Source organism: Castellaniella caeni NBRC 101664 (assembly GCF_001592225.1).
GTDB classification, from domain to species: Bacteria; Pseudomonadota; Gammaproteobacteria; order Burkholderiales; family Burkholderiaceae_B; genus Castellaniella; species Castellaniella caeni.
The window spans coordinates 27,589-51,032 of record NZ_BCWN01000024.1; the positions used below are offsets into that span (position 1 = coordinate 27,589).

General features: G+C 67.1%; 23 protein-coding genes and 1 pseudogene. 13 read left to right on the forward strand and 11 right to left on the reverse strand.

The genetic code is table 11. The features are described 5' to 3' along the window. Nucleotides 1-5 precede the first annotated feature (5 nt). Nucleotides 6-1,067, forward strand: a complete 1,062-nt coding sequence (bioB, locus tag CCA01S_RS13150; protein WP_084386758.1) for a biotin synthase BioB — start codon at nt 6-8, stop codon at nt 1,065-1,067. Then, entirely contained in the window at nt 1,061-2,005 is a 945-nt protein-coding gene (locus tag CCA01S_RS13155) for a hypothetical protein (protein ID WP_066459258.1), read from the forward strand. The genes bioB and CCA01S_RS13155 overlap by 7 nt, the downstream gene beginning before the upstream one ends. On the opposite strand, the gene CCA01S_RS13160 is transcribed toward CCA01S_RS13155, so the two are convergent. Beyond that, complete coding sequence (locus CCA01S_RS13160) at nt 1,922-3,316, reverse strand: MFS transporter (protein WP_066459260.1); 1,395 nt, start codon at nt 3,314-3,316, stop codon at nt 1,922-1,924. The genes CCA01S_RS13155 and CCA01S_RS13160 overlap by 84 nt on opposite strands. Before the next feature lie 71 nt (nt 3,317-3,387). On the opposite strand from CCA01S_RS13160, the gene moaC reads away from it, so the two are divergent. The 5 genes from moaC to CCA01S_RS13185 are packed head-to-tail and all read left to right on the forward strand — an operon-like array spanning nt 3,388 to nt 6,312. Further along, nucleotides 3,388-3,882 carry a cyclic pyranopterin monophosphate synthase MoaC gene (moaC, locus tag CCA01S_RS13165; protein WP_066459264.1) on the forward strand — a complete coding sequence of 165 codons (495 nt, stop codon included), beginning with the start codon at nt 3,388-3,390 and terminating at the stop codon, nt 3,880-3,882. After that, on the forward strand, nt 3,860-4,114 hold the full coding sequence (locus CCA01S_RS13170; RefSeq protein WP_066459266.1) for a MoaD/ThiS family protein: 255 nt from the start codon (nt 3,860-3,862) through the stop codon (nt 4,112-4,114). Before moaC ends, CCA01S_RS13170 begins: the two co-directional genes overlap by 23 nt. 6 nt (nt 4,115-4,120) lie before the next feature. Further along, the gene (locus tag CCA01S_RS13175) at nt 4,121-4,588 is read left to right on the forward strand and encodes a molybdenum cofactor biosynthesis protein MoaE (RefSeq protein WP_066459268.1); all 468 of its coding nucleotides are present in this window, start codon (nt 4,121-4,123) and stop codon (nt 4,586-4,588) included. After that, nucleotides 4,578-5,111, forward strand: a complete 534-nt coding sequence (locus tag CCA01S_RS13180; protein WP_066459270.1) for a molybdenum cofactor synthesis domain-containing protein — start codon at nt 4,578-4,580, stop codon at nt 5,109-5,111. Before CCA01S_RS13175 ends, CCA01S_RS13180 begins: the two co-directional genes overlap by 11 nt. Further along, the gene (locus CCA01S_RS13185) at nt 5,104-6,312 is read left to right on the forward strand and encodes a molybdopterin molybdotransferase MoeA (protein ID WP_066459272.1); all 1,209 of its coding nucleotides are present in this window, start codon (nt 5,104-5,106) and stop codon (nt 6,310-6,312) included. Before CCA01S_RS13180 ends, CCA01S_RS13185 begins: the two co-directional genes overlap by 8 nt. Before the next feature lie 143 nt (nt 6,313-6,455). On the opposite strand, the gene mobA is transcribed toward CCA01S_RS13185, so the two are convergent. The 5 genes and pseudogenes from mobA to CCA01S_RS16140 form a co-directional block, all read right to left on the reverse strand. Next, nucleotides 6,456-7,052 carry a molybdenum cofactor guanylyltransferase MobA gene (gene mobA, locus CCA01S_RS13190; RefSeq protein ID WP_066459274.1) on the reverse strand — a complete coding sequence of 199 codons (597 nt, stop codon included), beginning with the start codon at nt 7,050-7,052 and terminating at the stop codon, nt 6,456-6,458. A gap of 3 nt (nt 7,053-7,055) precedes the next feature. Further along, nucleotides 7,056-8,138, reverse strand: a complete 1,083-nt coding sequence (gene moaA, locus CCA01S_RS13195) for a GTP 3',8-cyclase MoaA (RefSeq protein ID WP_066459276.1) — start codon at nt 8,136-8,138, stop codon at nt 7,056-7,058. Nucleotides 8,139-8,188: 50 nt separating this feature from the next. Next, nucleotides 8,189-8,650 (reverse strand): universal stress protein, encoded by a 462-nt coding sequence (locus CCA01S_RS13200; protein WP_066459319.1) that lies wholly within the window; start codon nt 8,648-8,650, stop codon nt 8,189-8,191. Nucleotides 8,651-8,721: 71 nt separating this feature from the next. After that, nucleotides 8,722-9,084, reverse strand: coding sequence for a protein tyrosine phosphatase family protein (locus tag CCA01S_RS16135; protein WP_232305127.1), 363 nt, complete (start codon nt 9,082-9,084; stop codon nt 8,722-8,724). Between the two features lie 57 nt (nt 9,085-9,141). Further along, nucleotides 9,142-9,948 (reverse strand): annotated as a pseudogene (locus CCA01S_RS16140) (ChbG/HpnK family deacetylase); the annotation flags it as partial. On the opposite strand from CCA01S_RS16140, the gene CCA01S_RS13210 reads away from it, so the two are divergent. Next, nucleotides 9,908-10,300, forward strand: a complete 393-nt coding sequence (locus CCA01S_RS13210; RefSeq protein ID WP_373278656.1) for a GtrA family protein — start codon at nt 9,908-9,910, stop codon at nt 10,298-10,300. The pseudogene CCA01S_RS16140 and the gene CCA01S_RS13210 sit on opposite strands and share 41 nt — an antisense overlap. Here CCA01S_RS13210 and CCA01S_RS13215 read toward each other — a convergent pair. Further along, a complete protein-coding gene (locus tag CCA01S_RS13215; protein WP_066459283.1) occupies nt 10,260-11,915 on the reverse strand; it encodes an ArnT family glycosyltransferase in 1,656 nt (551 codons plus the stop codon). The genes CCA01S_RS13210 and CCA01S_RS13215 overlap by 41 nt on opposite strands. Beyond that, a complete protein-coding gene (locus CCA01S_RS13220) occupies nt 11,912-12,967 on the reverse strand; it encodes a glycosyltransferase family 2 protein (protein WP_066459285.1) in 1,056 nt (351 codons plus the stop codon). Before CCA01S_RS13220 ends, CCA01S_RS13215 begins: the two co-directional genes overlap by 4 nt. A 149-nt stretch (nt 12,968-13,116) precedes the next feature. Between CCA01S_RS13220 and CCA01S_RS13225 the strand changes: the two genes are divergently transcribed. The 3 genes from CCA01S_RS13225 to CCA01S_RS13235 are packed head-to-tail and all read left to right on the forward strand — an operon-like array spanning nt 13,117 to nt 15,386. Continuing rightward, a complete protein-coding gene (locus tag CCA01S_RS13225) occupies nt 13,117-13,539 on the forward strand; it encodes a group III truncated hemoglobin (RefSeq protein ID WP_066459287.1) in 423 nt (140 codons plus the stop codon). Further along, nucleotides 13,517-14,839 (forward strand): NnrS family protein, encoded by a 1,323-nt coding sequence (locus tag CCA01S_RS13230; RefSeq protein WP_066459289.1) that lies wholly within the window; start codon nt 13,517-13,519, stop codon nt 14,837-14,839. The genes CCA01S_RS13225 and CCA01S_RS13230 overlap by 23 nt, the downstream gene beginning before the upstream one ends. Nucleotides 14,840-14,852: 13 nt before the next feature. Then, nucleotides 14,853-15,386, forward strand: coding sequence for an RrF2 family transcriptional regulator (locus tag CCA01S_RS13235; protein WP_084386760.1), 534 nt, complete (start codon nt 14,853-14,855; stop codon nt 15,384-15,386). A 29-nt stretch (nt 15,387-15,415) separates the two neighbouring features. Here CCA01S_RS13235 and CCA01S_RS13240 read toward each other — a convergent pair whose 3' ends face one another. From CCA01S_RS13240 to CCA01S_RS13250, 3 genes are all read right to left on the reverse strand, one after another. After that, nucleotides 15,416-16,333 (reverse strand): phasin family protein, encoded by a 918-nt coding sequence (locus CCA01S_RS13240; protein ID WP_066459290.1) that lies wholly within the window; start codon nt 16,331-16,333, stop codon nt 15,416-15,418. Nucleotides 16,334-16,570: 237 nt separating this feature from the next. Further along, nucleotides 16,571-17,770 (reverse strand): phosphoglycerate dehydrogenase, encoded by a 1,200-nt coding sequence (serA, locus tag CCA01S_RS13245; protein WP_066459291.1) that lies wholly within the window; start codon nt 17,768-17,770, stop codon nt 16,571-16,573. Nucleotides 17,771-17,888: 118 nt separating this feature from the next. Continuing rightward, nucleotides 17,889-19,856: a sensor domain-containing diguanylate cyclase gene (locus CCA01S_RS13250; protein ID WP_146030626.1), complete on the reverse strand. Its 1,968-nt coding sequence runs from the start codon at nt 19,854-19,856 to the stop codon at nt 17,889-17,891. Between the two features lie 255 nt (nt 19,857-20,111). Between CCA01S_RS13250 and ovoA the strand changes: the two genes are divergently transcribed. Then, entirely contained in the window at nt 20,112-22,256 is a 2,145-nt protein-coding gene (gene ovoA / locus CCA01S_RS13255; protein ID WP_103035653.1) for a 5-histidylcysteine sulfoxide synthase, read from the forward strand. Between the two features lie 330 nt (nt 22,257-22,586). Beyond that, nucleotides 22,587-23,384 carry an amino acid ABC transporter substrate-binding protein gene (locus CCA01S_RS13260; protein WP_066459297.1) on the forward strand — a complete coding sequence of 266 codons (798 nt, stop codon included), beginning with the start codon at nt 22,587-22,589 and terminating at the stop codon, nt 23,382-23,384. The last annotated feature ends 60 nt before the right edge of the window (nt 23,385-23,444 follow it).

A 23,444-nucleotide genomic window follows, 5' to 3' on the forward strand; every position in this document is an offset into this window, starting at 1 on the left:
ACACCATGAATACCCACATCCGTCACGAGACGCTCGACCCCGCCTGGTCGGTCGCCGCGATTCTCGACCTTTTTGCCTTGCCCCTGAACGACCTGCTGCTCAAGGCGCAGACCATCCACCGGCAGCACCACCCGGCCAACGCCGTGCAGCAGTCGCGGCTGCTGTCCATCAAGACGGGGGCCTGCCCGGAAGACTGCGCCTACTGTCCGCAGTCGTCCCGCTACCAGACCGCCGTCGAGGAGGCGCCGCTCATGCCCCTGCCCCAGGTGCTCGCGGCGGCCAAACGGGCCCAGGCGGCGGGCGCCCAGCGCTTCTGCATGGGCGCCGCCTGGCGCTCGCCCACCGAGCGCCAACTGGACGATGTGGTCGAGCACGTGAAAGCCGTCAAGGCCCTGGGGCTGGAGACCTGCGTCACCCTGGGCATGCTCAAGCCCGGCCAGGCCGAGCGCCTGAAGGCGGCGGGCCTGGACTACTACAACCACAATCTGGATACCTCGCGCGAATACTATGGCGAGATCATCCACAGCCGCACCTACGACGACCGGCTGCAGACCCTGCAGCGGGTACGCGACGCGGGCCTGAAAGTGTGCTGCGGCGGCATCGTGGGGCTGGGCGAGTCGCGCGAGATCCGCGCCGGCCTGATCGCCACCCTGGCCAGCCTCGCACCCTACCCCGAATCCGTGCCCATCAACCAGCTGGTGAAAGTGGCGGGCACGCCGCTGGCCGACGCGCCCGATCTCGATCCGATCGAATTCGTACGCACGATCGCCGTCACCCGCATCGTCATGCCGCGCACCGTCGTGCGCCTGTCCGCCGGACGCGAAACCATGCACGACAGCACCCAGGCGCTGTGCTTCATGGCGGGGGCAAACTCCATCTTCCAGGGCGAACAGCTGCTGACCACGCCCAATCCCCGGGTGGAGGCCGACGCCGCCCTCTTCGAACGCCTGGGCCTGGTGCCCATGCCGGATCAGCCACGGGCCGACGCGGCCACCGCCGCACCCGCGGCGACCTCCGGGCCAACCACATTGAAGTCTTCCACCAACGAGGAGGCCCCGGCATGCTGACCCTGATCCTGAGCGTTTCCTTCAGCGTGGCCGTCTCGGTCTTTCTCAAGCTGGCCCGGCGCTACGACATCCAGATCGCCCAGGCCATTGCCGTCAACTACCTGACCGCCTGCGGACTGTGCCTGTGGCTGCTGCGCCCGCCGCTGGCCACGCTGTTCGACCAGGCGCCAAACGCCTGGATCGTGCTGGGACTGCTGGGCGTGCTGCTACCCGCCGTGTTCCTGATCATGGCCAGCGCCGTGCGCCACGCCGGCATCGTGCGCAGCGACACCGCCCAGCGTCTTTCACTGGTGATCCCCATCCTGGCCGCTTTCCTGGTCTTTCGCGAGGCGATATCGGGCCCGAAGCTGCTGGGCATCGCCCTGGCGCTGGCAGCGCTGGTGTGCCTGCTGAAGCGCCAGACGGATGCGGCGGCCCCGACGGCTTCCGCCCCGCACGGGGCAAGCCCATCGACCTCGACCGCTTCCGCACGGCGCCAGGCAAGCGGATCGGCCGCAGGGCGGCAACCCCGCCACGCGCGCCTGGGCCTCTGGCTGCCGCTGCTGGGCGTCTGGCTGGGCTATGGGGCGATCGACATTCTCTTCAAGCAGATGGCGCGCATGGGCACCGGCTTTACCAGCGGACTGCTGCTGAGCTTCGCGCTGGCCGGCATCCTGATCACCCTCTGGCTGCTGGCACGGCGCACCGCCTGGCACGGGGTGAGCCTGGCCTCGGGCGTGCTGCTGGGGGCGCTGAACTTCAGCAACATCTACTTTTACATCCGCGCGCACCAGCACTATCCCGACAACCCCACCCTGGTGTTCGCCGCCATGAACATCGGCGTGATCTCGATCGGTACGCTGGTGGGCGCGGGCTTATTTCGCGAGCGCCTGAGCCCCGTCAACCTGCTGGGCATCGCCCTGGCCATCGGCGCCGTCGTCCTGCTGTTTCCGCGTTGAGGGGGATTCGGCTTCGGGCGGCCCGCCGCCCTCAGCCGGGGGGTCGCCGATGACGGGGTCATGCGAGATATCCCGCTCGATATCGACCCGGGGATCGAGCACGGCCATCACGTGGGCGTTTTGCAAGGTGTCGGCCATGGGCACGAACTGCGTGGGGGCGTCCGGGCTGAGGTGGGCCCCCGTGACCCGCTGCTCGCGTACGAAGAGAACCAGCACCGCCGCGCAGGCCGAGACAAAGACAAAATAAATGTCGCCCCCCCAGCCGCGCATGAGAAAGCCGGCCAGCAGCGGCCCGATACAGGCGCCCACGCCGTACACCATATATAGCAGGGCGCTCAGGCCCACGCGCCGCTCGGGCTCGACGTTGTCGTTGGCAAACGAGGTTCCCATGGGGTAGAGGGTGAACTGGGTGATGCCCAGCAGTGCCGAAAAAGCCACCAGCGCCCAGTAGGGAAACCGATACCAGCCCCACAGCGGCACGCCCAGGCACAGCAGCAACAACGCGCCGATGCGGATCAAGCGCACCCGGCTGGAACGATCGGCCAGCCAGCCCAGCGGCCACTGCGACACCAGGCCAGCCGCCAGGGACACCGCCAGGAACACCCCGACCTGGTGGGTGTCCATGCCATGCTGCAGGCCGTACACGGGCGCCAGGCCATAGAAAGCGCCGTTGAGCATGCCGGCGATGAACAGCACCATGAGCGACATCGGCACGCGGCTGACGTAGTAGCGCCAGGCCAGCGGCGCGGGCACCTGCAGCGCCGGGTGGCTGCGCCGCGTGAGCGTGATGGGCATGAGGCTGAGCACGCTGCAAATGGCCACGAACACCAGCGGCTGGTAATCCAGCTTGGGAAACTCGCCCAGCACCAGCTGCCCGAGCACCGTGCCCGAGCCCGTGGCAACCATATAGAAGGCAAAGACCGTGCCGCGCGAGCCGTTTTCGGTTTGCTCGTTGAGCCAGCTTTCGATGGCGATGAACAGGCTGACCATGGCCACCCCCGCCACGAAGCGCACGGCCAGCCAGAACCAGAGGTTGTCGACGAGCACCATCACCAGCACCGTGACCGTGGTGAGTGCGGCACAGGCGGCGTACGTGCGGATGTGCCCCACCTGGATGATGAGCCGGTGGCCAAAGCGCGCGCCCAGCACCAGGCCGAAGTAATAGGCGGCGATCATTGCCCCCACCCAGATTTCGGAGACCGACTGCGCCGTGAGCCGCAAGCTGAGATAGGTGTTGAACAAACCCGAGCTGAGCAGCAGAATCAGGGTTGCCAGGTACAGGGAAAAAAAGGCACCAAGGGTCTTGGCCATGGAAACGTCCGGTCAGGGCGGCACCCTTGTGGCGGCAGCAGCCCGAATCAAATATTCGATATGATAGAACGATGAACGACACCACGGTTTCCGCCACACTCACGCACGTCGATGAACACGGCCAGGTTCGCATGGTCGATGTCGGCGCCAAGGCCGCCACGGCGCGCAGCGCCATCGCCCAGGGGCGCGTGCGCCTGAGCCCGCACGCCTGGCGCCTGCTCTCGGCGCAAGAAAACGCCAAGGGCGAAGTGCTCAACACGGCTCGCATCGCCGGCATCCTGGCCGCCAAGCGCTGCGCCGAACTCATCCCCCTGTGCCACAGCCTGCCGCTCAGCTTTGTGGGGGTCGATTTCAGCGCCGACGACGCCAGCCACACGCTCACGATCCGCAGCACCTGCCGCACCAGCCACCAGACCGGCGTCGAAATGGAAGCCATGACCGCCTGCACGGTGGCCGCGCTTACGGTCTACGATATGTGCAAGGCCGCCGACAAGGGCATCGTCCTCGAAGAGGTGCGGCTCATCTACAAATCCGGAGGCAAAAGTGGCGAATGGCGCAACGATTGACGTCTTGTACTTCGCCCAGGTGGCCGAACACCTGGGCGTGCGGCAAGAAACCCAGCCCCTGGCCGAACCCGTCGCGGCCAGCGCCTGGCTCGACGCACTGGTGCGCCGCTGCCCGGCCCTGGGCCCGGCCAGTCGGCTGAAGCTGGCGATCAACCAGGAACACGCCAGCCACCACGACACGATCCGCCCGGGCGACGAGGTCGCGGTATTCGAGCCGGTCACCGGAGGCTGAACCACCATGGTACGCATCCAGACCGAACCCTTCGACACGGCGGCCCTCATCGCCCAGCTGCAGGCGCGCAGCGCCGGGCGGGCCGGGGCCTACGTGCATTTCCTGGGCATGGTGCGCGACTACAGCCCGCAAAGCAGCTCGCACAGCCTGTTTCTCGAACACTACCCCGGCATGTGCGAGCGCGAAATCGAAGCCCTGTGCGCGCGGGCGCGCGAACGCTTCGGCGTGCTCGACACCCTGGTGGTGCACCGTGTGGGCGAGCTGCCCCTGGGCGACCCCATCGTCTTCGTGGGGGTGGCCAGCGCCCACCGGGGCGATGCCTTTCGCGCCTGCGAATACATCATCGACACCTTGAAAACCACGGCCCCCTTCTGGAAGCGCGAGACGCTGGCCAGCGGGCAGGCCTTCTGGGTGCAGCAGCACGCATCCGACGCCGACAAAACCGCTCAATGGGACACCCGCCATGAAAGCTGATCCAAACCAGCCGCCCGTCAGCCTGCGCTGCGCCATTCTCACCATCGCCAACCGCCCGCGCGAAGACACCAGCGGCAACTACCTCAGCCAGGCCGTGCAGGCGGCGGGGCACCAGCTGCACGCGCGCGAGCGCTGCGCGGGCGACCGCTACCAGATTCGCAAGACACTCAGCGACTGGATCGCCGACCCCGCCGTGCAGGTCGTCCTGTGCGCCGGCGGCACGGGCTTCTCGCACGACAAGGCCACCATTCCGGCCATCACGCCGCTGCTGGATCAGACCATCCCGGGCTTTGGCGAACTCTTTCGCCACCTGTCCTGGCTGGACATCGGCGCCTCGTCGCTGCAATCCGACGCCCTGTGCGGCACGGCCAACGGCACGCTGATCTTCTGCCTGCCGGGCTCCACCGGGGCCTGCCAGCTGGCCTGGGAGAAAATCCTGTTGCCCCAGCTCGACAGCCGCCAGCAGCCCTGCAACTTCGCCAGCGCCTACCGCACCCACCCGGAACCCGCCACCCATGCTTGATTTCGATGTTGCCCAGGCCCGGCTGGCCGCGCGGGCGCGCATGCCCGCCAGCCAGTCGGACGTCTCCCTGCACGAACTGCCAGGGCGCGTCCTGGCCCAAGACTTGGTCGCCCAGCTCGACCTGCCCCCCGCCGACAACAGCGCCATGGACGGCTACGCCCTGCGCGCAGCCGATGCCGCCACAGCCCACGGCACCCTGCCCATCCAGCAACGCTGCTTTGCCGGGCAGGCGCCCGACCCCCTGCAGGCCGGACACGCCACTCGCCTGTTCACGGGCAGCCTCATCCCCGCCGGGGCGGACACCGTCGTCATGCAGGAAGACTGCCACGAGACCGACGACCACGTGACGTTCGAGCAGGTCGTCCAGGCGGGCCGCCACATCCGCCGCCGCGGCGAAGACATGCGGCGCGGCCACGTCATCCTGCGACGCGGCACCCGCCTGCGGGCTGGCCACATCGCCGTGCTGGCGGCGCAGGGCTACGCCCAGGCGCCGGTCTTCACGCCCCTCAAGATCGGCATCCTCACCACCGGCGACGAACTCATCACGCCCGGCCAGCCCCTGCCCCCAGCGGCCATCTACAACTCCAACGGCCCCATGCTGGCCAGCCTGTGTCGCGAACTCGGGGTGGCCGACACCCTGTTGCGCCACGCCCGGGACACTCCCCAGGAAACCGAGACCGCGCTGGCGGAACTCGTCGAACGCTGCGACCTGGTGCTCAGCGTCGGGGGCGCCTCGGTGGGCGAGAAAGACCTGGTCAAGCCCGCCATCGAGGCGCTAGGCGGTACGCTCGACCTCTGGCGCGTGCGCATGAAACCCGGCAAGCCGGTGGCGCTGGCCGAACTCAAGGGCCGCCCGGTCGTCTGCCTGCCTGGCAACCCGGTCTCGGCATTCGTGGTCTTCAGCCTGCTGGTCAGCCCGCTGATCCGCGGCCTGCAAGGCTGCCGCCAGGTGCTGCCGCCCACCCGCCGGGGCATCCTGCAGACCGAACACCCGCTGGGCAGCGAGCGAGAAGAATTCATCCGCATTCAGGCCCAGACGGCGGGCAGCGGCCTGCCTGCGCTCGTCCCGCACCAGCAGCAAAGCTCGGGGGCGCTCAGCAGCCTGAGCTGGTCGCACGGCCTGGCGCGCATCCCGGCAGGCAGCCGGGTCGAGGCGGGCGCGGAGGTCACCTGGTACGCCTTCGCCGACTGGCTGCAATGAACCCGCACAGGCCAAACCACACCCCACGATAGAAAATCAAGAAGCTCGAGCGCGATTCGCCGAGGTAGCGACGGCATCAGTGGCAGAAACCAGATGCTGAAGCTTGCCTTGAACAAGCTGCCATGCCGCCGACATCCGTGGTTTCAGCCTGGCTGCCAGCGCTGCCAGTCTTCGGGTGTGTTCAGGTTGACCAGGCAGTCGGCTTCGTCGAAATACACCGCCTGGGCCTCGCAGGATCGCAGCCACCCCTGCACGCGGCGTTCACCTGCCCGCACCCAGGCCTGCAGGCCCGCCGCGCAGTCGCGGTGCACCAGCAGGCACAAGGGATGCGGCCCGTCGGGCGTGCGCGCGTACGCCGGCTGCCGGGCCGTGGCCTGGGCCGCCAGGCGAGCCAGCAGGTTGGCAGGCCAGCGCACGACATCCACCGGCAGCACGAACAACCAGGGCGCGCGGGCCTGCTGCAAGCCCGCCAGCAGGCCCGCCAGCGGGCCGCTGCCCTGCAGTTCGGCAGCATCGGGCACCACCTGACCATACTGGGCGTACAGGTCGACGTGCCGGTTGGCGCTGATGAGAAAGCGGGCAACCCCCTGGGCGCGCATGTACTGCTGCACCTGGGCCACCAGCGGCTGCCCCTGCCAGACCCGCAGGCCCTTGTCGGCCTGGGGCGACTGCGGCGTGCGCATGCGCTGCGACTGCCCCCCCGCGAGGATGAGGCCATCGAGATCCGCAGGGATGACCAAGACCTAGCCGCCGATGTAGCTCATCTCGATCTTGTGATCGCGATGCGCCTGGCCGCGGAGTTCGGAGTAGCGGTCGCCGCGCGCCAGCCAGACACCGGCCAGGCGGTCTTTGAGCGCCTGGGCGCCGACGCCCGAGCGCAACAGCGCCCGCAGGTCGTAGCCCTGCTCGGCAAACAGACAGGTGAACAGCCGCCCTTCGGGCGACAGGCGCAGCCGCGTACAGGAGCCGCAGAAGGGTTGCGACACGCTGGTGATGAGGCCGATCTCGCCGCCGCCATCGGCATAGGCCCAGCGGCGTGCGACCTCGCCGTGGTAGTGGGCCTGAATCGGCTGCAGGGGAAATTCAGCCCCGATGAGGCGCACGATCTCGGCGCCGGTGACGACTTCGTCCATGCGCCAGCCGTTGGAATTGCCGACGTCCATGTATTCGATGAAGCGCAGCACGTGCCCCGTGCCGCGGAAGTGGCGCGCCATGGGCAGAATTTGCGCGTCGTTCATGCCGCGGCGCACCACCATGTTGACCTTGACCGGCGCCAGGCCTGCCCGCGCCGCCGCTTCGATGCCGGCCAGGATGGTGGCCACCGGCACCCCGCTGTCGCTCATGCGCTCGAACAGGGTATCGTCGAGCGCATCGAGGCTGACGGTGACCCGCGACAAGCCCGCGTCGGCCAACGCCTGCGCCTTGCGCGCCAGCAAGGTGCCGTTGGTGGTGAGGGTGAGTTCGGGTGCCTGGCCGTCGGGCGTGCGCAGCTGGGCCAGCATGGCCACCAGCGTCTCGATCTGCTTGCGCAGCAGGGGCTCGCCCCCGGTGAGGCGGATTTTGCGCACCCCTTGCGACAGGGCGGCTTCGGCCACCCGCGTGATTTCCTCGAAGGAAAGGAGAGCACTGTGCGGCAAGAAGGCGTGATCGGCCCCAAAGACCTCGCGCGGCATGCAATAGGTACAGCGGAAATTGCAGCGGTCAGTGACGGAGATGCGCAGGTCGCGCAAGGGGCGCCCCCGCGTGTCGTGCACCGCCTGCCCCGGCGCCAGGACAGGCGCGGCGACAGGCTGGTCTTCGGGATGGAGATAGATGACGCGGCTCATACACTACCGTGAGGAGATTGATCGCCTCGTCCAGCGGCGACGGGAGGGTGCTAGTCGTTTTCCTTGACACGATATACCAGGGTGGCCACCTTTGCCAGCCCGAGTACCTTGACCGTGACGCTGCCCAGCAGCAGGCGCGACAAGCCGCTGCGCCCGTGGCTGCCGATGAAGATGAGGTCGCAGTTTTCTTCTTTGGCGGCATGCACGATGCCATCGGCAACATTGAAGTTGGACACGGCCTTGGCGGTGGCCTTGACCCCCGCCGTGGCAGCGCGGTCGAGCACGGCCTGGAGATATTTCTGGGCCTGTTCGGCAGCCGTGCGGTCGTAGTCTTCGTCGGTGATGGCATAGGCGGCCGCCATGCCGTCGAAGCCGACCGTGGCGGCAAACGGCTGGGTGACGTGCAGCGCGACGATTTCGGCGCCGATGGAGCGGGCAAACGTGACCCCCTTGTTGGCGGCCTGGGCCGAGAGCTTGGAACCGTCGGTGGGAATGAGGATTTTCTTGAACATGCTGAGATCATCCAAAAGGCTGAACAGGAGACTTCAGCATACCTGCTGAAGGGCCGGAATGACAGTCGGGATCAGCCCTGAGCTTGATTTCGCTCAGCTTCTTGTGCCAGCTGGAAGAGCTGCGTGCAGCGCCCGCCCGAGCGGCAAAACGCCAGCACCGGCCCAGGCAGTTCGTGCAGCAGGCGGCCAAATTCGGCCACGTCGGCAGCCGTGATGGCGCCGCTGACCACGGGCTGGTAGCGCGCCTGCAGCCCCGCGGCCCGGGCGGCCTCGAGCACGTCGGCGGACAGCGGCTGCTCGGCCCCGCCCTCGCCATCGGGGCGGTTGATGATGAGCGATTTGAATCCGGCATCCGCCACGGCCCGCATGTCGGCGGGCTGCAACTGGGGCGATACCGACAGGTCGGCGGTGAGAGCACGGTAGGGCGAGTTCATGTCAGTTCCTTGGAGGGGGGCGGCCCCCTCGATCGTCAAGTGGTATTCGGCCAGCCAGTCGGCCATCCGCGCGCTGGCCAGCACGGCGTATTCGGCCTGGCGCTGCGCGGACAGCGCATCGGCGGCATCCGGCCCCAGGGCGGGATGGCACATCAGCTCGTCGCCATCCTGGCACTGGGCCAGCCAGAGCGACATCCAGGCCTGATAAGCCTGCGCGCCGCCTTTGAAATCATACACGCCCAGAAAGCCCGGATTCTGGCGCAGACCGGCCGCCCGCGCGCGGCGGCGCAGGCCGCCCGCCCCCAGCCCGGCGATGACCCGGGCCTTGAGCCGCAAGGCCCAGGGCAGGCCCGCCGTGCGCGGACGGCCGGTATCGCGCAGCCAGGGCCGCGGGCCCGGCAAGGCGGCGAGCGCTTCAAGCAGGGCATCGCGCACGAGCGGCAGCTGGTGCACGTGTTGGTGCCCATCGACGTAATCCGGCAGCCGCCCCGTCAGGGCCTGGAACCGCCGCAGCTGGCGGTCGACGGCGTCGCGCACGGCCTGCGGCGGCAGGCGCCGCAGATAGGCCGCCTGGATGAGCGCGCGCAAGGGCAGGCACAGGCCCGGCTGGCCGAAGGATTCGGTGAGGTTCAGGTGCAAGCCGACCTGCGCCCCGGTGCCCAGCAAGGCAGGCAGGTTGCGCGCGGCGCTGGGCCCATCGACCAGCAGGCTGGTGGCCGAGAGCCGCCCCAGCCGCAGCAGGCCGAGGACGCCGGCGTCCACCGCCGGGTTCATCCCGAAATCGTCGGCGCACACTACAATGCGGCGGTATTTGCGATCGATCATGCTGAAGAAACTCATCACCCAGATAGGCTGGTTCGTCATTGTAGGCTGCGCGGCGGCGGCCACCCACTGGGCCGTGGCCGTGGCCTGCGTGGCGCTGGCCGGGCTGGCCCCGCTGCTGGCCAACCTCGTGGGCTGGCTGGTGGCGTTCGGGGTTTCGTTCACCGGCCACTACCGGCTGACGTTCCGCCACCAGCACGCGCCCCTGCTGCGCTCGGCGCTGCGCTTCTTCGCCGTGTCGGCCCTGGGCTTCGTCGTCAACGAGGCCGCCTACGCCACGCTGCTGCGCCTGACGACCATCCGTTACGACCTTTTGCTGGCGCTGGTGCTGATCGGCATCGCCGGGATGACCTTCATTCTGGGGCGCTACTGGGCGTTTCGCCACAGCCACTAGGCAGATCACCTGCGGGCAGTTTCCACAGCCCCATCTTGCGCGCCTGGGCCACGGGCGCTTGCCCGGCCAGCACCGGCAGGCGATCCGCTTCGTCCAGCCAGGCCATGAGCCAGACCGTGGGATGCGCAGGCTCGCACACAAAGGCCTGCAAGCGCTGGGGCAACCACAGCACGTCGGCGCCCTTGTCGGCGGTGAACAGCGCGGCATCGGCCAGCTCGCGGCGCCAGTCGTCACCGTGCATGAGCCTCGGGTCGTCCCAGTTGGTGACGACGATGACGGGCTTGCGCCAATTGGCGTACAAGGGCACGTCGTAGGCGTACTGGTTGAACATCACCAGCTGATCGCCCGGCTGGGCCGACTGGACGAGCACCTGCGCCAGGGGCCGGGAGCTGCGCTGAGGAAACACCAGCAGGGCCGCGACCGCCGCCAGGCAGATGAGCGCGGCCCCGAGCGCGTGGCGCACCAGGCTGCGGGTGACCCCGGGCGCGGTTTCTTCTTCGCGCTGCTCGAAGGTTTCCTGGATGAACCAGGCCAGCGGCGGCAGTACCGCGATGACGTAGCCCACCAGCTTGGAAGCAGGAATGGAAAAGAACACCAGCACCACGGCCAGCCACGCGAGCATGAGGCCACGCAGCACACCGCGATCGACTTGCCTGGGGTTTTGCGTCGGCGGCACGAACACGGGCAGCAAGGGGCCGTGCGGATAGAACCAGCGCCACAGCTGGACGGACCAGGGCAGCGTCAGGCCCAGCACGACCGGGACGTAGAACCAGAAGGGATGCGGATTGTTGAAACCCGTTTCGAGAAAGCGCTGGAAGTGCTGGTAGACGATGTAGTAGTCGAAAAAGCCGGGAAAGCGCAGCTGCATGACCACCATCCAGGGCGTGATCAGCAGCAGGAACAAGAGGATGCCGGGCCACCACAAGAGCCGCCCCATGGCGCGATACTGGCGCCGCCCCAGCAGCCAGAAGAACAGCACGCCGCCCGGCAGCACCACGCCGATCAGCCCCTTGGCGAGAAAGCCGGCGGCGGCCAGCACGTACATGAGCAGCAGGGCCAGCCGGTCGGGGCGCGCCTGCTCGTGGCGGAAGACGGCATCCGCGCCCGCCAGGACGGTGAGGCTGATGAGGGCGGCCACCAGCATGTCAAGGTTGGCGTAGTGGGCGGCGCCGAACAGAAACGGCTGCACCGCCAGGATGAGCGCCGTGCGGCGTGCGGCGCCCAGTGGGGCATAGCGCCGCAGAAAAACGTAGAAGGCCGTCACCATGGCCGTGGCCGACAGCACCGACACGAGCCGACCCGCCCAGGCGTTGTCGCCGAACACGGCCAGCGAGCCCGCGGTCAGCCAGTAGAACAGCGGCGGCTTGTGAAAAAACGGCATGCCGTCCAGGCGCGGCGTGAGGAAATCGCCCGACACCAGCATGTGCCAGGCCACGCCCACGTAGCGCCCTTCGTCGGGCAGCAGCAGCGGATACATCCAGGTGGTGGCCGCCAGCCATACGAAGGCGCACAGGGCCACCCACCCCCAGGCCGAGCGCCGCTGCAGGCACTGCCAGGCACACACGGCCTGATCCACGATGCGGTGCGCGGCCCCGGGCCAGCGGCGGGCGTTCATGATGTGCTGCCCTGCGAAGCGGGAGCCTGCGCGGGCGACGCGGGGTTGGCGGATCGCGGCGCGGCGGGCGGACGCGGCGGACGGCCCGGCGCGGCATCCCCCGCGGTGCCAGGCGCGCGCCCCTGCACGCGCTCGCGCAGCAGATACACGGGGCGCCCCTTGACCTCGGTGAAGATGCGCGCGATGTATTCGCCGACGATGCCCAGGGACATCAGATTGACCCCGGAGAAGAACAGGATGACGATGATGAGCGTGGCCCAGCCACGCACCGCGTCGCCAAACAGCAGGTGGGTGACGATGATGAACAGGCCATAGACGAAGGCCACCAGCGACAGGCAGGCCCCCAGCAGGCTGAGCAGACGCAGGGGCCAGGTGGTGAAGGCGGTGAGCCCGTCAATGGCAAAGCGCAGCAGTTTCAGGGGGCGAAAGCGGCTGACCCCATGCAGGCGTTGCGGCGGCGTGTAGGGCATGGCCTCGGCATCGAAGCCCACCCAGGCGAACAGGCCTTTCATGAAGCGGTCGCGCTCGGGCAGGCGCAGCAGGGCATCGACGACCGCGCGATCCATCAGGCGGAAGTCGCCCGCGTTGGGCGGCACGCCGCGGCCATCCGAGGTGCGCATCAGCAAGTAGAACAGCCGCGAGCCCGCCCGTTTGAACCAGCTTTCATCCTCGCGCGTGGCGCGCACGGCGTAGACCATCTGCATCCCTTCGCGCCAACGTTGCAGCATGGCGACAACCAGCTCGGGCGGATGCTGCATGTCGGCATCCAGGCAGACCACGACGTCTCCGGTGGCGGCCTCGAGCCCGGCGGTGAGCGCCGCTTCTTTGCCGAAGTTGCGCGACAGGCGCAGGTAGACCATCTCGGGATGCAGGCCGCACCAGTGGCGCATGAGTTCGGGCGTGCCGTCGGTGCTGCCGTCATCGACCACGATGACTTCGAGCCGCCCGGTTTCCGGCCCCAGCGTGGCCAGCAGCTGGGGCAGCAGAATGCCCAGATTGGCCTGCTCGTTCAGGCAGGGGATGACGCAGGACAGGGACGCGGGTTGAGGCATGGGATCTCGGGGTGGTGAAAACGGGCGAGCAGTATGATTTCCGACAAGTTGATGATGATAACTGAAGGACGCCGCGCGCTTCGCTTTACCTGGCCCGATGAAGATTCCTATAATATGAACCTTTAACAGTCAACCACGCCCGAGCCTGCATGGACGATACCCCGGTCTGTACCGAGGACGAGATCACGACACTCGTCCACCATTTTTACCGCCGCGTGCGCCAGGATGACGTCCTGGGGCCCATTTTCGATGCGCACATCGACGACTGGGACGAGCACCTCGAGCGCATGGTGCGCTTCTGGTCGTCGCTGCTGCGCCGCGCGGGCACCTATAGCGGCACGCCCATGCCCAAGCACGTGGCCCTGCCCGGCATCGAAGGCCCCATGTTCTCACGCTGGCTCGAACTCTTCGGCACCACGCTGGCCGAATTCGACAATCCGCCCTTCGTCGCCCAGGCCAGCGATTTCGCCCGCCGCATCGCCCGCAGCCTGTGGTACGGCTACCAGATCACCCACACACCCGATCAACCCGTGACGGAGTTCGACGCCCATGTCCCATCTGCTGAACATTGAAGAAAAGCCTGCCACGCCGACGCCCGCCGGGCCTTCCATGGCGGCCTTTCTCGCCCTGGGATTCCGGCCGCTGTACATCGCCGGCGCCAGCTGGGCCGTGATTTCCATCGCCCTGTGGATTTTCGCGCCGCAGCTGCTGGGCCAGCCCTTGTCCCTGGTGGCCTGGCACGCGCACGAAATGCTGTGGGGCTTCATCATCACGATCGCCATAGGCTTTCTGCTGACCGCCAGCGCCACCTGGACAGGGTTCAACCCCCTGCAGGGGCGCCCGTTGGCAGTCTTGTGCATTCTATGGTGCATCGCGCGCCTGGGCTTCCTGTTTGGCGGCCTCACCGGCTTCTGGATCGCCACGGCGGCCGAGCTGCTGTTCTTCCTGGGCGCCGCAACCGCACTGGCACGCGTCATGATCAAAGGCCGCAGCCGCCGCAACTACGGCCTGCCGGCCCTCATCCTGGCGTTGGGCATCGCCGACTGCCTGTTTCTCATGGCGGCCCTGGACGGCAACTACGTCTTGCTGATGGAACGCTTCGACCTCGGTCTGATCGGCATGGCGGTCGTCGCGCTGCTCATTGCCCGCCGCGTCATCCCCTTCTTCGCCATGCGCATGGTGCAAGGCCTGAAAATCCCCATGCTCACGCGCTCGGGCCACGTACAGATGGCCTTCAGCGTACTGGCGCTGCTGGCGGGCGTCCTGGTGCAGGTCACCGGCACGCCCATGACGCCGGGCAGCGGCCCGCACCTGCTGCCGCTCGTCATGGCGGGCAGCCTGTTCGTCACCGGGCTCATCAGCCTGGGGCAGCTGCTGTACTGGAAACCGCAGGCGGTGCTGCACAAGCCCATGCTGTGGATTCTGTACCTGGGCTACGCCTTCATCGGCATCGGCCTGCTGTTCGCCGCCTGGCAGTTCAGCAATCTGTTCAATCCGGCCCTGCTCAACGGCGTGCTGGTGCGCAGCGCCACCCACGTGCACCTGATCGGCCTGGCGGGTTTCTGCATCCTCATCATCGGCATGCTCACACGCACGGCGCTGGGGCACCTGGGACGTCCGCTGGCACTCGACCGCAGCATGCTGGCCGGCCACTGGCTGATGGTGGCCGCCGCCGTGCTGCGGCTGGCCGCCCTGTGGCCCTCGGCGGCCAGCATCCACCTGCTGCACTTGGCAGCGACCGCCTGGATCCTGTCGCTCGGGCTGTACCTGTGGCGCTTCGTGCCCATGCTGATCCGCCCGCGTCCCGACAAACCGGCGCCTGTCAGCATGCCGAAAAAGGCGGCAACCGTACAGCCCGCCCAGGCGCGCTAGGCCAGGCCCCCGCATGCGTCTGACCAACATGAGCGACTACGCGGTGCGGCTGCTGATGTATCTCAGCAGCCACCGCGACCGTCTGTGCACCATTGCCGAAATCGCACAGTTCTACCGCATTTCCGAACCGCACCTGATGAAGATCACGCACCGCCTGGCCCAGCACGGCTGGATCCACACGGTGCGCGGCAAGAACGGCGGCATGCGCCTGGCCCACGAGCCCGCCGACATCCCGCTGGGCGCGTTGATCCGCGATATGGAAAACGACCTGGCGCTGGTCGAGTGCATGGGCGGCGAAAACCACTGCATCCTCTCGGGCCACTGCGGCCTGAAACCCGTCATCGCCGGGGCCTTGCAGGCCTTCATGGACTACCTCGACGCGCGCTCGCTGGCCGACATCCTGCCGCCCGGCGGGATCGCGACAGACCGGCGCCAAGAGCGCGCGACGGACACCGGGACGGGCATCGCATCGGCAACGAGTGTCGCCAAGGCCCCGGCACGGCCCCGGGTTCGCCGGAACCAGCCCGCGCCAGTGTCGCGCATCTGAAGCTCAAACGGGCCGACTGCCCGCCCGACCTATGAGCGCGATGCTTTGGTATCAGCCGGAACAGGCGCCGCTTTGGCACCCACCGCAGCGGGTGTCGTCTGGGCCACGAGATGGCCGATGACGTTGACGGGCTGCGACTCGACAGAAGCGGAATCAGCGGCGGATACGGGCGCCGACGCGGCCACTGGCGCCGGTGCAGGCGCCTGGACAGCCAACGTGGATGCCCGGGTGGCAGCTGACGGAACCGACGCACGCACCGGCGGGGTTGCTTGGGCCGACACGGGCGCCTGCGCAACCGGCTTGCCCACTGCGGGGACAGGCGCCGACGGCGCGGCGGCAAGCACCCCCGCAGCGGAGCCAGACGCCTTGGCGGCGGGGCTGATGGCCTTGGCGGGCGACTTGCCCGGTGCCGTCTTGGCCGCCGTCCGGCGCGATACGGCCGAGGCTGCCTTGGCGGAAGTTGGTTTCGACTTCGACGCGACCGGCGTGGCCTTGGCGGATGGCTTGCCTGAAGCTGTCGGAGCCGCTTTGGCGGAGGCCTTGGTCGGCACAGCAGGCACCTTGGTCGGCGTGACCGACACCTTGACCGGCGCCTTGACCGATGCAGCGGGCGTACCGACGGCCGGGTGCTGGAAGCGCTCGAGTTCGCTCAGGCTCAGCTCGCGCAAGCCCGATTGCACGCCTTCGATGATTTCGCCCAGCTGATGGCCATACGCCAGGGTGCGATCCAGCTGGTGCTGCCAGCGGTGCGTGAGCCGGGCCAGGGGGTTGGCCTCGTTTTCCGCGGCACCGGCCTGGCCGGAGGCATCGTCGAGGCGGCTGCGCACCGCCTGGAGGTTGAGGCTGACCCATTTTTCAAAGCCGTCCAGAAACAGGAACTGGACTTGATGCACATGCGCCAGCAAGGCCTTCTGGCCGTCGCGCACCTGTTGATGCAGATCTTCCATGCGTGGTTCTCCGTTGCGAGGCCCGGCTGGCGATGACAGCATGCGACCGCCTCTTGCGAGACCTTCATTTGTTGCGTTGCAGCAAATCATATACTACAGGAAAATCAGCACATTAGCGCAAAAATTACCGCTGCCTGCAAAGTCTTGTCATTGCGTCACAGTCTGGTACAGGATGCGTGCCCGAGCCCGGCCAGGCGGTGGCCGACAGCGGCCACACGCCTGCCTTGCGCGACGGCTTCAGACGCGGTCGCAGCGGATGGTGATGGGATGGCGGCGCAGCCCCTCGACCACCTGATCGGTGACCTCGCCGTCCACGTCGGTGACGGCATAGCCGATCTTGCCACGGGTCTGCAGCTGCTGGCTGACGATGTTCAGGCCAAACTCGCCCATGAGGTTGCTCAGCGCCCCCATGGCCCCCGGCACGTTCTGGTGGATGTGGATGATGCGCGCCGTGCCGGCCTGCTCGTGGTAGGAGATCTCGGGGAAGTTGACCGCCCCCTTGGTCGTCCCGCTGCTGATGAAGCGCTTGAGCTTCTCGGCCACTTCACGCCCGATGTTTTCTTGCGATTCTTGCGTGCTGCCGCCGATGTGGGGCGTGAGCAGGACGTTCTGCATGCCGCGCAAGGGGCTGTCCAGGCCTTCGTCGCGGCTCTTGGGTTCGGTGGGGAAGACGTCGATGGCCGCCCCCGAGAGATGGCCGGACTTGAGGGCGCGCTGCAGGGCCGGGATGTCGACCACGGTGCCGCGCGAGGCGTTGATGAGGATGCTGCCCGGCTTCATGGCGGCGATGGCGTCGGCGTCCATGAGGTTGCTGGTATCTTTGCCGCCAGGCACGTGCAGGGTGATGACGTCGGCCTGGCCCAGGAATTTCTTCAGCGAGCTGGTGGCGTGGGCGTTGCCCAGCGGCAGTTTGGCCTCGATGTCGTGATAGAGCACGCGCATGCCCAGCGCTTCGGCCAGGATGCCCACCTGCGAGCCGATGTTGCCGTAGCCCACGATGCCCAGGGTCTTGCCGCGCGCCTCGAAGGCGCCATCGGCGGTCTTGTCCCAGAAGCCCTCGTGCACCCGGGCGTTCTTTTCGGGAATGCGGCGCAGCAGCAAGATGGCTTCGCCCAGCACCAGTTCGGCCACCGAGCGCGTATTCGAGAAAGGCGCATTGAAGACCGGGATACCGCGCAGCGCCGCGGTTTCGAGATCGACCTGGTTAGTACCGATGCAAAAACAGCCGATGGCACGCAGTTCGGGCAGCCCGGCCAGCACGTTCTGATCGAGATGGGTACGCGAGCGGATGCCCACCACGTGCGCGCCCTGCAACGCCTCATGCAAGGCATCGCCCGTCAAGGCGCCCGCATGCGTGATGACTTCGTCGAAGCCGGCCGCCGTGAAGACTTCCTTGGCGCTGGCGTGGATGTTTTCAAACAGAACGATGCGTGCCATCTTGATCCTTCTCAAGCAAGTAAAAGGGTTCATTGTGCGTTATTTACACAATGCCATCAGGGCTACCCCTGATGCGAACAGGGTTATCCCTAATTACTTTTAACCATGAAGCGTCCGGTCAGGCGGCCACGAGGCGGTCGCGCCCCGCATCCTTGGCCCGGTACAGGCACTCGTCCGCCCGCTTGAAGAGCGTCTGGGCGGTATCCCCCACCGCCCACGCGGCCAGCCCCGCGCTGAGCGTGATCGACAGCTGACGCCCATCGGGCAGCACGACCGGGCTGTGGCGCGCATGGGCCAGTACCCGCTGGATGAGCGCCACCGCGTCGGCCTGCGCGGTAGCGGGCAGCAGCACCACGAACTCTTCGCCGCCAAACCGCGCCAGCACGTCGGACTTGCGGCGCACCAGATTGCCCAGCACCTCGGCCACCCATTTGAGCACCACGTCGCCCATATCGTGGCCGAACTGGTCGTTGACGTGCTTGAAGTGATCGATGTCGAACACCACCAGCACCAGCGCATGGTGCGCGCGCCCCAGCTGACGCAGCAGCTGTTCGAGCGACTCGTCCAACCCCCGGCGGTTGAGCAGGCCGGTGAGCGGATCGTGCAGCGTGAGCACGCGCAGCTGCTGGTTGGCCTGCTCGAGCGCCTGCATGGTGGCGCGCAGGTCTTCGGTACGCCGCTGCACCTCGTGCTGCAGGGAGCTGCGCGCCGTGGACTCGATCCGCAAGGCCTTGTCGAGCAGGTCGCGCAGCTGCATGACCTCGGCGTAGGTGAGGAGGAAAATCTGGCTGCCCAGGGCGATCTGCATCCAGCGTTCCTGCGCCATGAAACCGGGAATGTAGCCGAAAGCCGCCAGCCCATAGAACAGATAACCGGCGTAGAACACCAGCCACGACACCACGTACCAGCGGGCGGCCCGCTCGCCCTGGCGCAGGCGCGCCACCCCCACGCAAAACATGAAGAGCATGCTGAGCATGGCATACACCGTATCCACCTTGATCATGAGCGCATACGGCAGCCAGAGGCTGGCCAGCAACAGCACGACCCCCAGACCGAACAACAGCCGGATGAGTGCGATCTGGCGCGGCCACTGCTGCGGCACGATGTCCAGGAAATGGCGCGTGAACAGCAGCAGACTGAGAATGGCCAGTACTTCGGTCAGCGGCACGGACACGTTGGCCAGCCAGGGCGACCACGGCCACAAGTATTGATAGCTGAGGCCGGACATGGACGTGAGAAACAGGCCCACGCAGACGATGTAGGCCGCGTTGAAGAACGGCTGGGGCAGGCGCAGGCGCAGAAACAGGGTGATGTTGAACAGCGCCAGCAGCAGCATGGCGCCCATGAACATACCCTGAGCCAGACTATGGTCTTGCGTGCCCTCGATGGCCGACTCGGCGGTGTGCAGCGAGAGCGGGATGTTGATGGCGCCGCTGCTGTGCACGCGCAGCACCACCCCCAGCGTCTGGTACGGGGCGAAGTGCAGCGGCAGCAGAAACAGGCGGTGGCGCACGGGCCGCGCCAGAAAAGGCCGTTGATCGCCCATGCGCTGTACGTCCAGCAGCACTGGCCGGGGCCGCGGCTGCGTGGGGCGCCCCAGGTCGTAGACCCAGAAGTCCACCTCGTCCAGCAGGGGATAGTCGAGCTGCAGATACCAGCTGCGCTGCACGGCTTCGGTGTTGCGCAGCGGCACGTAGACCCAGTAGGCCGCCCGGGTGTGCGTGAACACCAGCTGGTCGGCATCCCGGCGCTCGCGCGCCTGGCGGCCTTCGAGCAGATCGGCCGGGCCCAGCGCGCGCGCATCGTCCTGCACGAAGCACAGGCCGGGCAAAGAGGCGATGTCGGGCTGCTCGCCCGACAGCGGGATGGACGGGCAATCGGCGCCCGGCGCACCCGCCGCCAACGGGTCGACGTCCGACACCGCCACGGCGGCGCGGGCCAGCCCGGCCACCAGCAGCAGACAGGCGAACAGCAGCACCAGGGCCGCACGAGCCTCGTGCAGGCCGTGCGCCACGCCGCCCACGGGCCCTGGCCCGGGACATCGCCCGGCAAACGGGAACAGCCATGCACAAACCAGCGACCTCATTTCTCTTGATGGCTCCTGTGGGACGTATCCGGGTATCCGGGCAATGAAACGTATCCGGGCGATGCAGCATCCAAAGCAACGAGGGGCTGGGCGCCCTTGCGACCGCCAGCCCCGCTTTATTTCGTACAAGATATTACGAAACGTCAATTCATGAATTATGCATGGGAAAGGCCATCTGCGCGAGCAATGGACTGCCGTGGTAGCCTAAAGCGTTCGCCCCGTTCTTCCCCCTGCCGCCCCGTCCGGATACCGATCATGTCATCTACCGCCACTTCACGATCACTTGCCGCACAACCGTCCGAACGGTTCATGCGCACGCCCAACCTGGCCGAGCCCGACACCCAGCGCCTGCGCGCCACGCTGCGGCAGTATTTTCTCGAAACCTTCGACCGCTACGAATCGCTCTTCCAGTGTCTGGCCAGCGACGAGGCGTACTACGTCAAGCCCATCGCGCTGCGCCATCCGCTCATCTTCTATTTCGGCCACACGGCCACGTTCTTCGTCAACAAGCTGCTGCTCACCCGGCTCATCGACCAGCGCCTCGACCAGCACCTCGAATCGGTGTTCGCCGTGGGGGTGGACGAAATGAGCTGGGACGACCTGGACGACGCGCACTACGAATGGCCCTCGGTGGCCGAAGTGCAGGCCTACCGCGACCGCGTGCGCGCCCTGGTCTGCGACCTCATCGACCACGCGCCACTCACCTCGCCCATCGACTGGCAGAACCCCTGGTGGGCCATCATCATGGGCGTCGAGCACGAACGCATCCACATCGAGACCTCGTCGGTGCTCATCCGCCAGCACGCCCTGAAATACGTGCGTCCCGCCGCTGGCTGGGAACCGCGCGGCGACACGCAAGCGGCCGCCCCCGACAACGCGCTCGTGCGCGTGCCCGCGGGCGCCGTCCAGGTGGGCAAGGCCTACAACGACCCGCAGTACGGCTGGGACAACGAATACGGCAGCCATACGGCGCAGGTCGAATCCTTCCAGGCCAGCCGCTATCTCGTCAGCAACCAGGAATTCCTCGCCTTCGTCGAGGCGGGCGGCTACCGCAACCACCGCGACTGGACAGAAGAAGGCCAGCAGTGGCTCGCCTACAGTCACGCCGAACACCCCACGTTCTGGATCAAAAAGACGCAGGGCTGGTATCTGCGCCTGATGACCGGTGAAATCCCCATGCCCTGGGCCTGGCCGGTCGAGGTCAACTACCTCGAAGCCAAGGCCTTCTGCAACTGGAAGGCCGCCGAAACCGGCCAGCCGGTGCGCCTGCCGACCGAAGACGAGTGGTATCGGCTGTACGACACCGCGGGCCTCAAAGACCCTGGCGACGAGCCATGCAACGCCAACCTGCACCTCGACCACGGCGCCTCGTCCTGCCCGGTCAATCTGTACCAGCAAGGCGACTGCTTCGACGTCGTGGGCAATGTGTGGCAATGGACGGAAACCCCCACCTACCCCTTCAACGGCTTCGACGTCCACCCCATCTACGACGATTTCACCACGCCCACCTTCGATGGTCGCCACAACCTCATGAAAGGCGGCTCGTGGATTTCCTGCGGCAACGAGGCCGTGCGCGCCTCGCGCTATGCCTTCCGGCGCCACTTCTTCCAGCACGCGGGCCTGCGCTACGTCGTATCGCATGCGCCCGCCGAAGCCCCCGCCGCCTACTACGAAACCGACAAGCTCATGTCCGAGTACGCTGAGTTCCACTACGGCGACACCTACTTTGGCGTGGACAACTTCTCGCAGGCCCTGGCGCGGCACGCCCTGGCCGCCTTGGGCGACCGGCCAAGGCGCCGCGCGCTTGACCTGGGCTGCGCCTCGGGGCGCGCCACCTTCGAGCTGGCCAAGGCCTTCGAGCACGTCACGGGCGTCGATTTTTCGGCCCGCTTCATCAACCAGGGCGTGCAGCTCATCCAGACCGGGCAGCTGCGCTACACGCTCACCGACGAAGGCGACCTCGTTTCGTACAAGGCGCGCAGCCTGCGCGACCTGGGCCTGGAAGACACCATTGCGCGCGTCGAGTTCTACCAGGGCGATGCCTGCAACCTGAAGCCGCAGTTCACCGGCTACGACCTGGTGCTGGCGGCCAACCTCATCGACCGCCTGTACGACCCGGCGCGCTTTCTCGACGACATCCACACGCGCGTCGTCCAGGGCGGGCTGCTCATCATCGCCTCGCCCTACACCTGGCTCGAAGAACACACACCGCGCCAGGCCTGGGTGGGCGGCTTCAAGAAAGACGCCGAAAACTACACCACGCTGGACGGCCTCAAAGACCACCTCAGCCCGCACTTCCGGCTGCTCTCGGGGCCCACCGACGTGCCCTTCGTCATCCGCGAGACGCGGCGCAAATTCCAGCACACGCTCTCCGAGATGACCATCTGGGAACGCCTCTGATCCGCATCCGGCGGCGCCGGGCCCGAGCGTGGCCCCTTCCACAAGGGGCCACGCGCCGCCGCTGCGCCGCCCGGGCCGGGCACGTCCGCAAGGAACAGCCGCAAGCAGCAACGGCCAGGCACGACGCATGGCGCGGGTCAAATAGCCAGACGCCATATGCTTAAAGAGTGAAAACCTTTGCGAGTGGCCGCGCCACTGGATAGAATCAAACGCTATAAAACGTGACGTTGATATAACGTCATCACCTGAAAGCCGCACGCACGGTTCCAGGCCCAGCCGCCTGGCCGCGCCCGCCGCTTTCTTTTTCGACTTGACGATCGAGGCCTATTCATGAAGAAATTTTCAGCCCTGCTGTTTGCTGCCCTGCTTCCCTTGGCATCGATGGCACCCGCCGCCCACGCGGCCACCGACGACCTCGCCGCCATCCAGAAGGCGGGCGTGCTGCGCATCGGCACCGAGGGCACCTACGCGCCCTTCTCGTTTCACGAACAGAAAGACAACAAGCTGGTGGGCTTCGACGTGGACATCGGGCGCGCCATCGCCAAGCAGCTGGGCGTCAAGGCCAAATTCGTGGAAGGCAAGTGGGACGGCCTGATCGCCGGGCTCAACGTCAATCGCTACGACGTGGTTCTCAACCAGGTGGGCATCACCCCCGAGCGCGAAGCTAAGTACGATTTCTCCAAACCCTACATTTCCTCCGAAGCCGCCCTCATCGTGCGCGACAACAACACGGACATCCACTCGTTCGCCGACCTGAAAGGCAAGCGCTCGGCCAACACCATCACCAGCAACTTCGGCAAGCTGGCGCAGCAGCACGGCGCCGAGGTGGTGCCCGTGCAGGGCTTCAACGACGCCATTGCGCTGCTCACCTCGGGCCGGGTGGACGCCACCGTCAACGACGAACTGTCGTTTCTCGACTTCAAGAAGCAGCAGCCCAAGGCCAAGGTGCGGGTCGTGGCAACCGACGCCAGCGCCGAATTCAGCCGCTCGGGCGTGCTGATGCGCAAGGATCAGCCGGCCCTCAAGGCGGCCATCGACAAGGCCATCGATGCCATCCGCGCCGACGGCACGTACAAGACGATCTCCGAGCGCTACTTCGGCGAAGACCTGTCCTCCAAGGTGCAATGAGCCCCAGGCATGCGCCGCGCTGTGGCCTATACTGCCGCACGATCTAAAAGGAGTCCCTGA

Coding starts and splice junctions, on each gene's coding strand:
- bioB (WP_084386758.1), top strand. CDS start 6: ATGAATACCCACATCCGTCACGAGACGCTCGACCCCGCCTGGTCGGTC.
- CCA01S_RS13155 (WP_066459258.1), top strand. CDS start 1,061: ATGCTGACCCTGATCCTGAGCGTTTCCTTCAGCGTGGCCGTCTCGGTC.
- CCA01S_RS13160 (WP_066459260.1), bottom strand. CDS start 3,316: ATGGCCAAGACCCTTGGTGCCTTTTTTTCCCTGTACCTGGCAACCCTG.
- moaC (WP_066459264.1), top strand. CDS start 3,388: ATGAACGACACCACGGTTTCCGCCACACTCACGCACGTCGATGAACAC.
- CCA01S_RS13175 (WP_066459268.1), top strand. CDS start 4,121: ATGGTACGCATCCAGACCGAACCCTTCGACACGGCGGCCCTCATCGCC.
- CCA01S_RS13180 (WP_066459270.1), top strand. CDS start 4,578: ATGAAAGCTGATCCAAACCAGCCGCCCGTCAGCCTGCGCTGCGCCATT.
- CCA01S_RS13185 (WP_066459272.1), top strand. CDS start 5,104: ATGCTTGATTTCGATGTTGCCCAGGCCCGGCTGGCCGCGCGGGCGCGC.
- moaA (WP_066459276.1), bottom strand. CDS start 8,138: ATGAGCCGCGTCATCTATCTCCATCCCGAAGACCAGCCTGTCGCCGCG.
- CCA01S_RS13200 (WP_066459319.1), bottom strand. CDS start 8,650: ATGTTCAAGAAAATCCTCATTCCCACCGACGGTTCCAAGCTCTCGGCC.
- CCA01S_RS16135 (WP_232305127.1), bottom strand. CDS start 9,084: ATGAACTCGCCCTACCGTGCTCTCACCGCCGACCTGTCGGTATCGCCC.
- CCA01S_RS13210 (WP_373278656.1), top strand. CDS start 9,908: ATGCTGAAGAAACTCATCACCCAGATAGGCTGGTTCGTCATTGTAGGC.
- CCA01S_RS13215 (WP_066459283.1), bottom strand. CDS start 11,915: ATGAACGCCCGCCGCTGGCCCGGGGCCGCGCACCGCATCGTGGATCAG.
- CCA01S_RS13220 (WP_066459285.1), bottom strand. CDS start 12,967: ATGCCTCAACCCGCGTCCCTGTCCTGCGTCATCCCCTGCCTGAACGAG.
- CCA01S_RS13225 (WP_066459287.1), top strand. CDS start 13,117: ATGGACGATACCCCGGTCTGTACCGAGGACGAGATCACGACACTCGTC.
- CCA01S_RS13230 (WP_066459289.1), top strand. CDS start 13,517: ATGTCCCATCTGCTGAACATTGAAGAAAAGCCTGCCACGCCGACGCCC.
- CCA01S_RS13235 (WP_084386760.1), top strand. CDS start 14,853: ATGCGTCTGACCAACATGAGCGACTACGCGGTGCGGCTGCTGATGTAT.
- CCA01S_RS13240 (WP_066459290.1), bottom strand. CDS start 16,333: ATGGAAGATCTGCATCAACAGGTGCGCGACGGCCAGAAGGCCTTGCTG.
- serA (WP_066459291.1), bottom strand. CDS start 17,770: ATGGCACGCATCGTTCTGTTTGAAAACATCCACGCCAGCGCCAAGGAA.
- CCA01S_RS13250 (WP_146030626.1), bottom strand. CDS start 19,856: ATGAGGTCGCTGGTTTGTGCATGGCTGTTCCCGTTTGCCGGGCGATGT.
- ovoA (WP_103035653.1), top strand. CDS start 20,112: ATGTCATCTACCGCCACTTCACGATCACTTGCCGCACAACCGTCCGAA.
- CCA01S_RS13260 (WP_066459297.1), top strand. CDS start 22,587: ATGAAGAAATTTTCAGCCCTGCTGTTTGCTGCCCTGCTTCCCTTGGCA.